This window comes from Butyrivibrio fibrisolvens, from assembly GCF_037113525.1.
GTDB classification, from domain to species: domain Bacteria; phylum Bacillota; class Clostridia; order Lachnospirales; family Lachnospiraceae; genus Butyrivibrio; species Butyrivibrio fibrisolvens.
Window position 1 is genome coordinate 61,643 of record NZ_CP146964.1, and the last position, 14,119, is coordinate 75,761.

Genomic DNA, 14,119 nt, shown 5'->3' on the forward strand with positions numbered 1-14,119 from the left:
GAGATTATAAGCATCATAGCTTGAATAGGTCTATTTTTCAAACATTTTGATCATCTTAAGTTTAATATCCTTGTAAGGATGCTCTCTCAGTGGCAGATTAAAGTGATTACTTCCAATAAGAACAGAGCAAGGATGTGTAAATTCCATAAATCCCCATTTTCCGTGATAAGCCCCCATACCGGAGTGGCCAGTGCCGCCAAAAGGAACGCCCTTTACCATCATATGAAGGCATACTTCGTTAATGCACCCACCGCCGAACTGGCTTGATGACATTACCTTTTTTGCCCAATTAATGTTTTTAGTAAATATATAAAGAGCAAGTCCGTGTTCTCTCTTTGCAATAGTATCAAGAAGGCTGTCGATCTCGCTGTCCTTGTATGGAACAACAGGAAGAAGAGGATTGAAAAGCTCGTGATTAACTATAGAGTCTGTAGTCTTGCAGGGATATATTATGGTTGGCTCGAACTTAAGAGTCTGGCGATCGCCCTTTCCGCCGTATATAACCCTGTCTTTGTATTCATTACACTCTTTTTCGCACTTGTCGTAAGCGCCCTGGTTGATAAGGTGAGGATATTCGCCGTTAGTAAGCGCATATTTGCCAATCTGGCGCTCAAATTCGATTTTAAGTATTTCCAAAAAGCTCTCCGCAACTTCACTTGCGACAGCAACCTGATTTATATTGATGCAGATCTGACCACTGTTAAGCATCTTAAAAAATGAAATCTTTCTCGCAGCATCCCTAAGATCGGCATCTTTCCTTACTATGCACCAGTTTCCGTTCTCGCCGCCCAGCTCCAGCGCAACAGGAGTGAGGTTCTTTGAAGCCATCTCCATAACGTGTTTCCCAACCTTGGGAGAGCCTGTATAGAATATCTTGTCGAATCCTGCATCAAGGCACATATCCGCAACATCATGCCCGCCATCAAGTACAGCCACATATTTCTCTGGGAAAAGATCTGCGATCATCTTTTTAAGCAGAGCTGTAGAATGCATTGATTTGGAACTTGCCTTAATAACCGCAGTATTACCACCGGCAATAGCAGGAATCAGAACCCCGATCGAAAGCGTAAAAGGGAAGTTAAAGGGACTTATGATAAGCGTATTGCCATAAGGCATCTTGTAAACCTTGGTAATGATACTCGGAAAGCAGGTAAGCCCGCTAAAATGCGTTTCAGGCTTCGCCCATTTGCCAAGTCCTTTAATAGTTTCATTGATCTCAAGGATCAAAGTGCCAATATCGCAAAAGTATGCCTCGGCTATATGACGTCCAAGATCTTTTGTAAGCGCTTCCTCAATTTCCTTTTCATATCGGATGACACAGGCTTTTAACCTTTTGAGCTGCTTTATGCGAAAAGAAATATCGAGTGTCTTTCCGGTTCTGAAAAACTGTCTTTGCTCTACTAATAAATCATCTACATAAGACTGTGATATCATAAGGAAACTCCTCCGTTTTTTTGTATATATTAAAAATATGACGTAAGGGTCAAAAGTCATTTCGATTCGAGCTTGCTCGAAATCGAATATGAATTTATGACCCGCAAAACATGAGCAAAGTAGCACGTAGTGCGGATTTGCGAATGTTTTAGGATTGTGAGAGTTTCGAAGAAACGGAACAATCCGTTAGTCATAAGGTGTCAAAAGGAACTTTTGACACCTACCTCAAAATATAAAAATGATTATCCATACTATATTTTATCTTAAAATTAATCTTACCATGCAAATGCCTAAAAAGGTACTGGAATAGCAATTCAGCTCTTTGCACCTAGTACAGGTCTTATTAACCTTGCGATCACAAAGCTTGGTGGTGAATCAGTTCCATTCCTTAATGAGGGTAGTCACTGGGTATGGACATATGTATTCCTTGGTGTATGGCAGAGCTTTGGTTGGAATTCAATCGTTTATTTTGCTTCAATGGCAGGCATCAACTCAGAGTTGTATTTATAAATGCTTCGTATGTGCTTATTGCATGTACGAAGCATTTTTTGTATAAATGAAGTAGAATATTTGAAAGAAATAGAATATTTGAAAGAAGTAGAATATACAAAAGAAATAGAATATATAAAAGAAATAGTATATAAAAGAAGTAGATTTAAAAAAGTAGAATGTGTAAACGAAGAGAAAGGAATAATCCAGTTACTCTCTAAGAGTATTGGATTGTATGTGACAAGATTATGAGTTCTAGTTCTAAGGTGATCATGGTACAAGGTACAATGTCCAATGTAGGAAAAAGCCTATTAGTTGGCGGATTGTGCCGTGTATTTAAACAGGATGGATATAGGGTGGCTCCTTTCAAGTCACAGAATATGGCTCTTAATTCTTTTGTCACAGAAGATGGATTAGAGCTTGGAAGAGCGCAGGCTATGCAGGCCGAGTGCGCTGGAGTAAAGCCATCTGTATATATGAATCCAATTCTCTTAAAGCCTACAAATGATATAGGCTCTCAGGTTATTGTAAATGGCGAAGTTATAGGTAACATGCCGGCCAGAGACTATTTTAAATATAAGAAAAAACTTATCCCAGACATCATGGCTGCCTACAATGAACTTCAAAAACAGGCAGATATCATAGTTGTAGAAGGTGCCGGAAGCCCTGCTGAGATCAATCTTAAGTCAGATGACATAGTAAATATGGGACTGGCTGAGCTTATAGATGCTCCGGTACTTCTGGTAGGAGATATCGACAGAGGCGGAGTATTTGCACAGCTCCTTGGAACACTACAGCTCCTTGAACCTCAGGAGAGAGCTAGAGTTAAAGGCCTTATAATCAACAAATTCCGCGGAGATAAGAGCCTGCTTGATTCCGGAATAGACATGATCGAAGAGATGGGCCACGTACCTGTAATTGGGACAGTGCCATATACGAAGCTCTTAATAGATGATGAAGACAGCCTTAGCGAAAGACTTGATAAAGACAGCTTTAACGATGGATATTCAATTGATATAGCTGTAGTTAGATTCCCAAGAATATCCAACTTCACAGATGCTGCGCCATTTGAAAGTATCGAAGGTGTAAATGTCCGCTTTATTACAAACCCGAGAGAGGTAGAAAAGGCAGATCTTGTAATTCTTCCCGGAAGTAAAAATACTATCGCAGATCTTAGATGGATGAGAGAATCAGGAATGGAAGCCGCAGTCAAGAAGTTTGCAACAAAAGGTCCTGTAATAGGCATATGCGGTGGTTTCCAGATGCTTGGAAATACGATTAGCGATCCTGATAAGGTGGAAGAAGGCGGAAGCATTAGAGGCCTTTCACTTCTTGATACTACAACTATTCTTAAGGACAAAAAGAACAGAAGCCAGTGCCAGGGAATGCTTGAAGAGATGGACGGCATATATGAAAGCATTTCTCATCAAAAATACGTGGGCTACGAGATACATATGGGCGAAACCAAAAACTTTCAAGGAGAGAGTATAACCTATATGCAGGAAGGAAATGTCTTTGGGACTTACGTACATGGCGTATTTGATGAAGGAGATCTGGCTCTTCGCCTTATAAAGAGAATTGCATCTGATAAAGGAATAGAGCTAGAACAAACCATGGATTATCAGGCATTCAAGGAACAGGAATATGATAAGCTTGCTCAAGTGATTCGAGATAATCTAGATATGGAGTTTATTTATAGTATTATATAAACAGGATAAGTATTGTTATCTGGTCTTATTATTGAATTAGGAAGTTTATCGTAAGCGCTAAGTTTTCCGGTGGTAACGCATGCCACCCCAACTAATTATTAGGTACAAGGGCATAACGCCCATAAAAATATACCCCGATTACTATGATTTCAGTAATCGGAGCACCTTGACAATTCACATATGATAAAGATTACATTGAATCAAAGATGGCATTTTGCTGCTGAATGTAAAGCTTATCCAACGCTTCTTTACACTCGGGATTCCATGGAGAAAGTTTTTCCAGTTCTTCATCACTCAAATCCGATGTTGGACACTTGGTAAGGAGTAGTTTTAGATAAAGATATACATCTACTCCGTTTGCTTTTGCTGTTTCTACCATGGAATAGGTTAGAGCACTTGCGTTGGCACCTTTGGTACTGTCAGAGAACAACCAGTTCTTACGTCCTGTAACAAAAGCCTTACATGATCTTTCGGAAGTATTGTTGTTAAAACTGCAACCTCCATCCTCAAGATATGTTTCAAGATATGGTCTTCTGTTTTGGATATATACTATAGCCTTGTGGAATCTTGTATTTGGGGACGTTTTTTGATCATCTACCCAATTCCAGAATCCTTCAAGAACTGGTTTTTCTTTCTCGATACGATATTTCTTTATGGCATCATAAGTAACGCCCTTCTTTTCATGGATTTTTCGTTCCATATCGAAGAGCCTGTCTATATATACCAGTCCCTGTACAGCAGGTTGGGCAAGATCATACTGCTGGCCTTTAGGAATGGCATCTATCAGATAGCGTCGTATATGCGACCAACATGAAGTCCGCGTACAGTCTTTCAACTTGTTGTACCCGCTGTAACCATCTGTCATCAGATAACCATGAAAACCATCAAGGAAATCTTTTGCAGTATCACCGGCACGAGTTGGTGAGTAATGGAACAATACTATCTGTTCCTTATCAAACTCCCCCGAACGGAATACCCACATGTACGACTTGGATTCAGCTCTTCTTCCAGGTTCTTTAAGAACCTGAACGGGAGTTTCGTCTGCCATTGCATATCTGCCTGAAACAAGTTTTCTTCTGAAGTACTCAGCCATAGGTGTAAAGAACTCTTCAGCATTTTTGGTAATCCAGCTTGCGATTGTTCCACGGCAGATTTCTGCTCCATACATCTTGAAATCTTTTTCCTGTCTATATAGTGGAAGGCTGTTAACGTACTTCTGATACATTACCCAGGCAACAGTTCCTGCTGATGCCATACCATGAAGCATGTGTGGATGTCCATCTCGACCTTTTACGATGTATGGAATTTCTGCATTTACTTTGCAGTTAGGGCAGCCGTAGCTGATGCTGTAATACTCGATTATCTTTATGGCAGGCTTTATGATCTCGATTTCTCTGCGTACAAACTCTTCACCTATCTTTTCGAGGTGAGTACCACAGACTTCGCATTTTCGCTGATCTTCCGGAACATCAAGATAAACCTTCTGTGTCGGAAGGTTAGCAAACTTATCTGCCATAGTGGTTTTCTTTTTACGTGTATGCTGCTCAACAGAGATGAATTCCTGTTCTTCCGGATCATCATCAGATGCAAGAGTTTCCGCTTCATCAAAAAGGCTTAACTGTCCTTCGATATCATCACGCTTTTCACTGGACTTTCCAAAAAGCTTTTTGGTCAGATAGTCTATCTGTTCGCGAAGCCTTTGCTCTTCCGCCAGATGCTCAGCTTCACGCTTATTAGCAGCCTCAATGAGTGAATTGAGATTCCCGATAGTTTTATTTAATTCTTTGATGTTGTCTTTCAGCTCTATAAGCTGAAGATCTTTGGAATCTCTTGTCACTTAAAGCCTCCTTAAGTCTGATACATAGATTTTATCAGACATTAAGAGCAATTAATATCGGCAAATATGCCAAAGTACAAGAAAACTTGACCTCGTATTAATCCATTTAAGGGGCTTTGGAGAAAACTGCACAAAAAGCAGAACCGAAATTTCAAGAAGCTCTGATGGCCTTAGGCTGTTCGATATCGATGCCTGAAAGAAGCCAGTCAAACTCACGCCAGGTAAGATTTCTAACTTCATCTTTATTTCTGGGCCAGCGATATCTGCCTTGCGTAACAGAAAGCCTCTTGTAAAGGAGAACAAATCCATCAGACTCCCACATGAGTATCTTCAGACGGTCTGCTCGTCTTCCACAAAAAAGAAAAAGCGCACTGCTTCTTGGATCCATGTGAAGCTTATCTTCAACGATAGCACATAACCCATCAATGGATTTTCGCATATCTGTATAGCCACAGACAATGTATATCTCATCTGCAGCTGTTATATCGCCGATCATGAAAGACTCCTCAAGACTGAGAGTGTCTTAGAAACAAGATCCGGATCAGCTCCGTTACAAAGAGAAACTCTTGCTCCACCAATCTCGATTTCTATCATATGTGAATTGTCAATGTGCGGCACCACTTTAGGAATATATTCCTCTGGTGGTTCGATATCTGAAACGATATCTACTTTGACCACATCCTGCTTAGAGCAGGTCAGGTCGTGTATATCATCATGCGGACATCGCATTGGAGATGGTACTTCATATGCCTTCTGTCGAAGCCGCTTGATAGCACTATAAAAGGTATTTTTATTAATACCATTGATCTGACACCATTGATCATCGGTCAAACCACTCTGACGACATTCAGTAACAATACGGAACCAATCGTCAAGAGACTTGTAACTTGTTAATGAATCTGACATCTTAAACCTCCTGATATAGACACCAAAATGTTGTCTAATAGTTCAAATCAGCAACACTGGTGTGACAGTAAAATGTGGTCTGTTGTTCAGATTCATTATGAAGTATTTAGGCGGATTTCAGAATCCGCCGGAAAACTTAGCGCTTACAGTTTATCTTTGCCTCTATACTTTTAATAACGAAATATATCTTTGAACTCTACATTTAATAAAGAATAAGATATGTCCTATATGATTAAATAACAAGGCTGCACCAACCCTAAGAATTGGCGCAGCCTTAATTATTAGCTCAAAGCTTATTAGATCAAACGATTATATTTATAATCATAAATTGATGTTTTTGGATCAGACGATGATAATTTAGATTAGTCCTTTATCCGTCTTCTTAACATGTTTAAATACATTCTCAAAGCGGTTCAGCGCTTCATCGATAATCTCAGGCGTATCAGCCATAGATGTGTAAAGCCTTGAACCTGCAAGTGTTACAAGTCCGTTGGCCATGTATGCGGCTCCCATCTTTTCCATAGAATCCTTACGAACATACATCATATCCTTATGCTTCAAGAGTCCTGTTGCGGATTTAATGAAGCTAAGTGATGAGAAGTCAAAGCTCATAGCGCCTGTACATTCAAGGTGTACGATAGAACCTTGATTATATGCAACATAAGGAAGAGAGTATCTGTCGATGAGTCCCTTTAAGCCGTCGCAGAGTCTGTCGCCCATCTTGCCGGCAATCTCGCATGCGCCTGTGCGGGCGATTTCCTGAATCGCAGCAGTACCGGCAACGCAGGACAGAGGGTTAGCAGCAAGAGTTCCGCCAACGTAGGCTCTGTGCTTACCTGTGGCAAGGCCGGCTGCCATAAGACTTGCGTATTCTTTTTTGCCACCAACGCCGCCAGCTGCGGGATAGCCGCCTGCAACGATCTTACCAAAGATAGTAAGGTCAGGACGTACATCGAAGTATTCCTGGGCTCCGCCGATGCCTACACGGAAGCCGGTTACAACTTCGTCGAATACCATAAGTGCGCCGTATTTGTCGCAAAGCTCGCGTACATGTTTGTTGTAATCCTTAGCAACAGGTCTTGTGCCGCTTTCAGGACCTACCGGCTCTATAAGGATAGCTGCTGTGCCGCCTTTAAGCCTGTTTCTCTTAAGGATTGCTTCAAGCATGTTGAGGTCATTTGGCCTGCACTCGTCAGTTTGGCGATATGCTGCAGAAGGGATTCCGTGAGATTCAAGAAGACCTCTAGAACCTGGTATCTTTAGACCATATACAAGCTGATCGGACCAGCCATGATATGCTCCGCCGATCTTGATAATGCGCTTTTTGCCTGTTGCAATGCGGGCGATTCGAAGAGATGCCATGCAGGCTTCGGTACCTGAGCCAAGCATACGGAACATCTCAACGCCGGGCATATGTTTATTTATTTCTTTAGCGATCATAAGCTCTGATTCATGCAGAAGACCTGTTACAGGGCCACATGTTTCCAGCAGCTCGAGAACTTTTTTCCTAACAGGTTCATAATTACTTCCAAGAATAGTAGGACCACCTGCCTGAAGGAAATCGATATACTGGTTGCCATCTTTATCATAAAGATAGGCACCCTCAGCTTTAGCCATACACATAGGGAAAGGCTTGTTGAAAGCAAGGTTGTGCTGCACGCCGCCCGGAATATAGTTCTTGGCTTCTTCAAATACAGCTTTTGAACTCTTGCACTTCTCGTCGAAGTACTTCATAACCTCATTATTATAATATTCATCATCAACTTCCCAGATTGGCTGACTTGTCAGCTCCTTAAGTCTGCGATTGATATCGGCGGGATCATCCCACCTAGAAATACCACAGTTGTTCATTTACATCCTCCTTTAAGCTGAAGCTCTTTTATTAGTATCGAGGGTCGCTTTAAACACTACGAACCTGTCATACAGATATTCAGTGATAAAATTTAGTGCCATATTAAGCCCAGTCACAAGATATTCGTTCCAGCCAAGGCTTTCAACCAGGAAGTTACCACTAATTGTTGTTACCGGTGTGAAAACAAGGTAAAAAGCCGCTACCTGCATCATTGCGATAGGAACGTTGCCCGCTGACTGGAATGTGAATGCGCGGTTCAGCGTAAAATTCCAGACTACAGAAAGGACAAGCGCGATCAGATAACATGGCCAGTAGGGCCAGTTTAATAGTTCATTTAGTATGGTAAAAGAAACTATTTCAATAAGTCCTGCTGATATAGAAAAAAAGACAAATTTGACCATCCTGACGATTTCTTTTTTCTTCCTTTTATCCATATGGCTCCTTTCTATTTGTTTTTCTGTTTAGAATACTTAAACTTGTAAACTGTTCTCATTAGTATACAGTCAAAAGAAGATAAGCGGCCATCTATTCCTAGCGCTTCAGTATACTTTTTGCATATAATAGCTTTATTTAGTAAAAGAGACAGAGCCTGAAGATCATCTTCAGAAAGTCCTTCTTTGGCTTTGGCGACAGCTCCAGTACTATATTTTGGGCCAATCATCTGAGCCATATCATCAAGCTGAGCTTTGAATGGTGCTATTTTATCAGATTCTTTTTCAGGAGCATCCGTATCCATTTTCTTTAATCCAGCAATCTTACAAGCTTCTTCAATTGCATCAGTTCCAATCTTCTTTATAACAGCTCTCTTGCAGACTTCTTCAAGAACTTCAGCTTTCTTCAAAGCATCTTCAACATCTTTTCCCAAGATAAGAGCTCCGTGATGAGCCATCAGCACAACCTGTGAGTTCTTGAGCGAAGATGTGACATTATCAGCAAGCTTATCAGTTCCGGGAAGTCCGTATCCTGCAATCGAGATCTTACCAAGAAGATCTTTTTCTTCAGGAGACATCTCAAGCTCATTAGTAGTCGCAAGTCCTACCGCAGTTGCATAGTCTTGATGAGTATGTATTACAAAGTTCACTTCAGGATACAGCTTATAAGCTGCGGCATGAATTTTCTTCTCGCTTGAAGGCTTGCGAGATCCTTCCCAGGTTTTAGTTTCCATGTCATAGATCGGAACATCACTACCTTCCATATTTTCGTAGCCAAGACCGCTAGGAGATATGGCAAACTTTGTGGCATCTTTCCTTGCGCTGATATTACCCCAGGTCCTAGCTACAAGGCCTTTATCAAGAAGTCTTCTTCCTGTATCAGCAACAAGCTGTTTAATTTCGTTATCATTCATTATTCAGGTATCCTCCCTACTTAGGATCAATTCCTTATTAATAATCTGATCAAAGATGGATATGTTAAAGCACAGGTTTAAATATATGTGTGCTGTATATGTGTTTCAGCCTGTATAATATATAGCTGATATTTTATATATAGATAATGATATGTCGCGTCTATACTAATCATTTAATGCCATAAACGCCTTGGCATTCGCATCATGAAGCTTCACAAATACGTGATAATTCTTATCATAAACCGCCTTATTATCTGGATTTGGAATATACGTATCCTTAACAGTGACGAAATCCCTCGCACTTTCAAGCGAAGGAATAAGTCCAAGGCCAACCCCTGCGATCATGGCAGCGCCAACCGCGCCCACATCCTGTGCATCTTCAACCGTTTCAATCTTGCGATCAAGTATATCTGCCAGCATCTGGCAGGTAACAGGAGATAACGCGCCGCCACCTACAAAACGGATAACTTTATTTGTAGTAACCTTTTTCTCAGAGCATTCCAGCATCCAGCGAAGGTGGAAGCATATGCCTTCAAGAACCGCCCTTAACATCTCAGTTTTTCCAGTCTCCAGCTTTATGTTAAAAAACATTCCAGCCGCATCCGGATCTTCGAACGGGCATCTATTACCGTGAAGCCAAGGGGTGAAGATAAGTCCGCCGCAGCCTGGTTTAGCTTTTTTCACAGTCTCACTAAGATAGTCATAAAGACTCATACGTATAGATGTCTCGGAATCAGCAACAGTCTGCTTTTGAAGATATATACCAATTTCATCAAGAGCCAGATGCTCTTTTACCCATTCAAAACATTTGCCTGCAGTTTCCATCTCGGCAAAATAGTTGTAGATGCCGTCCTTAGCGCCGACAACAGCAGCGATCATGGATACGATATCCACTTTCTGCTTGTCAGTAACAGTAGAAACCCAGCCGGATGTGCCGGAATAGATATGCGTTTCGCCAGGATTTATACAGCCTGCGCCGACACCTATTAAAGTAGCATCGCCTCCGCCGCCAAAAACGCGTGTATCTTCTGAAAGACCGAGCTGCCGAGCAGCTTCTGTAGTCAAAAAACCTACCTCGTCACTACAGTCGATGATCTCAGGAAGATGATCCATCCTTACGCCGTAAGTCCTGCAAAGGGAACGGTTCCAGCAGTTCTTACCATTTCTGGTGTCATAAAGGAATGTCGCGTAGGCGCTGTCCCTTGTCATGACCATCCTGCCTGTCGCCCTGCTGATCAGATATTCTTTTACATCGAGCCATTTGTAGACCTGACGATAGATTTCAGGTTCATGCTCGCGCACCCAGATGTATTTCCAGATAGGATCCTTGACACTCGTGGGCGCAGCCATAGTTATAGAAAGGCTCTTTAAGAGCTTATCAGCGCCAAGACCGGATATTTTTAGTCCTGTGCCGCCGAACTTTTCAAACACGTCTTCAGCTCGCTGGTCCATATAGCTCATAGGACGTCTTAAGGCTTTTCCGTTTTTATCAACAAGAACCAGCCCCTGCATCTGAGAGCAGAAGCTTAAACCCTGGATTTCAGAAGGAGAAACGCCGGACTTTGCAATAAGCTCCCGAGTGGTAGAGCACATAGCATCCCACCATTCGTCGGCATCCTGCTCGGCGCCGCCGTTTTCAAGAATATAGAGCTGATATGAAGCATAGACTCCGCAGATAAATTTAACCTTACCATTCAGAGAAAAAAGACAGGTTTTGACCCCGGTTGTCCCTACATCATAAGCAATGACATATCCCATGACACCCTCCCCCTATTTATCAACAAATGAAAACCAACTGAATCACAAATTTATGATAAAGAAATACATGGACGTTCTTCTTTGAACTCCGTATTACTGGAAATGCCTACATACTAGGTAAAAAAATTTAGAACAAAAAAGATAATTAATAGCCGGATTGTTAAGTACAAACGAAGCATTAACAATCCTCATACTATTACCATAGAATGTCCGGAAGTCCGTGTCAATGGGAATTATATATACTAAAAGTATATAAACGCAGATAAATACTGTACATTGCAGACAATAGCCTGTTGTATGCCGCATGTTTCTTGGGTATAATTATGAAATATGTTGACTCCGACGTAACGTAATAGCTTACGGTTGTATTAAATAGAATCAAAATATTTTTTGCCAAAGAATTACGTAGTGAGTATTGCGTCTGACTATCACGGCGAAGGAGGATTTTCCAATGATGACTGTAAATGAAGTAAGCAAGCTGACAGGAGTAAGCATCAGGACTCTCCAGTATTATGACAGGATCGGTCTTTTGAAACCTGCCAGGTATACAGAGGCAGGCTATAGATTATATAGCGATGAGCAGCTTGATTTGCGCATATAAACTGCAACTCTATGGAATATGTAAGTTATAGAAAGTATTTTATATGTGCAAGGATAGTAAATATATAAAGTATATGCCTATGACAAAAAGGAGGAAGTTATATTTGAAAAATAGCAATGAATCAATGAACAAGATACAGGTAGTCCCCTTTACAATGGACTACTTAAATGATTACTACAAAGCATTCAACGAGGAGATTACCAAATATCAGTGGCCAGATCCATTCGAAACCGAAGATGATGCCAAAGAACTTCTTCAAAGTTTTGTAGATGAGATGGAGTCTGGAGATACACTTGTTTATTCACTTCTTTCAGAAGATGGAACCTTCCTTGGAAGCTCAGAAGTGCACGCTCTTAAAGAAGAGTGCCCCGAAGTAGGAGTTTGGATCGTACAATCTGAATGGAATAAGGGATATGCTTATAAAGCTCTTAAGGCTGCACTTGATGCTGCATTCGAGGAATTTGGCAAGACTCAGTTCTTTTATGAAGCAGATGTTCGTAATATTGGTAGCATGAAGCTTCTTAGAAAATTCGAGGATGAATATGAGATCATAGAGCAGCCGGCTGAAAAGCTGACCACAGATTCAGGCAAAGAGCTGGAATTGCAGGGTTTTATCCTTAAGAGAAAATCTTAATAGTTGTGAATTGCTGTTGAGATGGTTTGACTTAAATGTTTTGGCGGAATATAACACAAATAGAGTATATATTCCGCCAAAAACATGTCTGAAAGATTGGTTTTGGCGATTTATAGGCGAGGATAACATTTATGAAGATTGTTGGAAGAAAACGCGAAAAAGACTATCTGATGCAATGCCTTAAGTCTAAAAGGCCGGAGCTTGTTGTTGTATACGGCAGACGAAGAGTAGGAAAGACATATTTGATCAAAGAATATTTTAATAAGCAGTTTTCATTTTATGCTATAGGCCTTACTGATGAGAAGACCAAGGAACAGCTTAGGGGCTTTAGTGCCAGTCTAAATGAGTATGGTTATGAAGATAAAAGCGTTCCGGCAGACTGGTTTGAGGCATTTTCACGCTTAAAGATGCTTCTTGAAAGTGACAATGTATATCGCGAGCCAATAAATAATAAGAGGGTTATATTTCTTGATGAGCTTCCATGGATGGATACAGTCAGATCAGATTTTAAGAGTGCACTTGAGTATTTCTGGAATAGCTGGGCATCATCACAGGAAGACCTTGTGCTTATAACCTGTGGTTCTGCAACATCGTGGATAATCACTAATTTGCTCACAAACAAAAAGGGATTTCACAATAGAGTAACAAGGCGTATTCACCTTGCTCCATTTACACTTGCAGAATGTGAGAAGCTATTTGAATTAAATGATGTTGTCATGACCAGAAAACAGATGATCGAGAGTTATATGTTTTTTGGCGGAGTACCGTATTATTTAAACCTTATGGATTCACGCCTTAGTCTTACGCAGAATGTAAATGAGATGTGCTTTAAGGAGCTGGGTCCGCTTCATGATGAGTATTATAGTCTTTTTCATTCATTGTTTGATAATCCGAAAAAGCATATGGCAATACTTGAAGCTCTGGCTAAGAAGAAAGAGGGCTTGACCCGGACTGAGCTTTCGAAAATTGAAGAAATTGGCGGTGGATCAATTCTGACCAAAGACCTAAGAGAACTTACTGAGTGCGGATTTATTAGGAAATTTAATTCGCTTTCTGATAGAAAAAAGGATGAGTTTTATCAGATCATAGATCCATTCACGTTATTTTGCATCAAATTTCTAGTGAATAAGAAGTTTGATTCCTGGAATGAATATATCAATTCTCCCGGCTATAATTCGTGGAGAGGTAATTCTTTTGAAATTGTATGCCTTAATCATATAGATCAAATAAAGGCATCTCTTGGTATTAGCGGCATTGAGACAAACGAATTTGCATGGCGGAGCAACGCTGAAAATGGAGCTCAGATAGATCTTATCATTAGTAGAAAAGATGGAGTGATCAACCTTTGCGAAATGAAATTTACAAATGAAGATTATTCGATTGATGCTGATGAATATGAAAAGATACAAAACAGACTTACACAGTTTCAAAATGTATCAGGGACCAAAGATGCTATTCATGTAACAATTATATGTGGAACAGGATATAAGCAAAATAAGTATTCAGGAATTATTCAGAATGTTATCCTGGGTGACGATCTGTTTGATAATTGAA

General features: G+C 40.7%; 12 protein-coding genes and 1 pseudogene. 5 read left to right on the plus strand and 8 right to left on the minus strand.

Annotated elements, in window-relative coordinates:
- Positions 1-30 precede the first annotated feature (30 nt).
- Positions 31-1,434: an aldehyde dehydrogenase family protein gene (locus tag WAA20_RS20130; RefSeq protein ID WP_081373998.1), complete on the minus strand. Its 1,404-nt coding sequence runs from the start codon at positions 1,432-1,434 to the stop codon at positions 31-33.
- Between the two features lie 570 nt (positions 1,435-2,004).
- Between WAA20_RS20130 and WAA20_RS20135 the strand changes: the two genes are divergently transcribed.
- On the plus strand, positions 2,005-2,175 hold the full coding sequence (locus WAA20_RS20135) for a hypothetical protein (protein ID WP_167562772.1): 171 nt from the start codon (positions 2,005-2,007) through the stop codon (positions 2,173-2,175).
- Positions 2,172-3,632, plus strand: coding sequence for a cobyric acid synthase (locus WAA20_RS20140; protein ID WP_073390550.1), 1,461 nt, complete (start codon positions 2,172-2,174; stop codon positions 3,630-3,632). The genes WAA20_RS20135 and WAA20_RS20140 overlap by 4 nt, the downstream gene beginning before the upstream one ends.
- A 190-nt stretch (positions 3,633-3,822) precedes the next feature.
- Here WAA20_RS20140 and WAA20_RS20145 read toward each other — a convergent pair whose 3' ends face one another.
- From WAA20_RS20145 to WAA20_RS20175, 7 genes are all read right to left on the minus strand, one after another.
- Positions 3,823-5,469, minus strand: a complete 1,647-nt coding sequence (locus WAA20_RS20145; protein ID WP_338802853.1) for an IS66 family transposase — start codon at positions 5,467-5,469, stop codon at positions 3,823-3,825.
- Between the two features lie 151 nt (positions 5,470-5,620).
- Positions 5,621-5,965 carry an IS66 family insertion sequence element accessory protein TnpB gene (gene tnpB / locus WAA20_RS20150; RefSeq protein WP_110072105.1) on the minus strand — a complete coding sequence of 115 codons (345 nt, stop codon included), beginning with the start codon at positions 5,963-5,965 and terminating at the stop codon, positions 5,621-5,623.
- Positions 5,962-6,375, minus strand: a complete 414-nt coding sequence (locus WAA20_RS20155; RefSeq protein ID WP_110072106.1) for a hypothetical protein — start codon at positions 6,373-6,375, stop codon at positions 5,962-5,964. Before WAA20_RS20155 ends, tnpB begins: the two co-directional genes overlap by 4 nt.
- Positions 6,376-6,732: 357 nt before the next feature.
- Complete coding sequence (locus WAA20_RS20160; RefSeq protein ID WP_073389460.1) at positions 6,733-8,226, minus strand: aminotransferase class III-fold pyridoxal phosphate-dependent enzyme; 1,494 nt, start codon at positions 8,224-8,226, stop codon at positions 6,733-6,735.
- A gap of 12 nt (positions 8,227-8,238) precedes the next feature.
- Positions 8,239-8,661: a GtrA family protein gene (locus tag WAA20_RS20165; RefSeq protein ID WP_073389462.1), complete on the minus strand. Its 423-nt coding sequence runs from the start codon at positions 8,659-8,661 to the stop codon at positions 8,239-8,241.
- Positions 8,662-8,672: 11 nt separating this feature from the next.
- Positions 8,673-9,572, minus strand: a complete 900-nt coding sequence (locus tag WAA20_RS20170; RefSeq protein WP_073389463.1) for a class II aldolase/adducin family protein — start codon at positions 9,570-9,572, stop codon at positions 8,673-8,675.
- A gap of 165 nt (positions 9,573-9,737) precedes the next feature.
- Positions 9,738-11,330, minus strand: coding sequence for an FGGY-family carbohydrate kinase (locus tag WAA20_RS20175; protein WP_073389465.1), 1,593 nt, complete (start codon positions 11,328-11,330; stop codon positions 9,738-9,740).
- Between the two features lie 451 nt (positions 11,331-11,781).
- Here WAA20_RS20175 and WAA20_RS20180 point away from each other — a divergent pair.
- The 3 genes and pseudogenes from WAA20_RS20180 to WAA20_RS20190 form a co-directional block, all read left to right on the plus strand.
- Positions 11,782-11,919: pseudogene (locus tag WAA20_RS20180) on the plus strand (MerR family DNA-binding transcriptional regulator); the annotation flags it as partial.
- Positions 11,920-12,034: 115 nt separating this feature from the next.
- Entirely contained in the window at positions 12,035-12,565 is a 531-nt protein-coding gene (locus tag WAA20_RS20185) for a GNAT family N-acetyltransferase (RefSeq protein WP_073389467.1), read from the plus strand.
- Positions 12,566-12,696: 131 nt separating this feature from the next.
- Complete coding sequence (locus WAA20_RS20190) at positions 12,697-14,118, plus strand: ATP-binding protein (protein WP_073389469.1); 1,422 nt, start codon at positions 12,697-12,699, stop codon at positions 14,116-14,118.
- Position 14,119 lies beyond the last annotated feature (1 nt).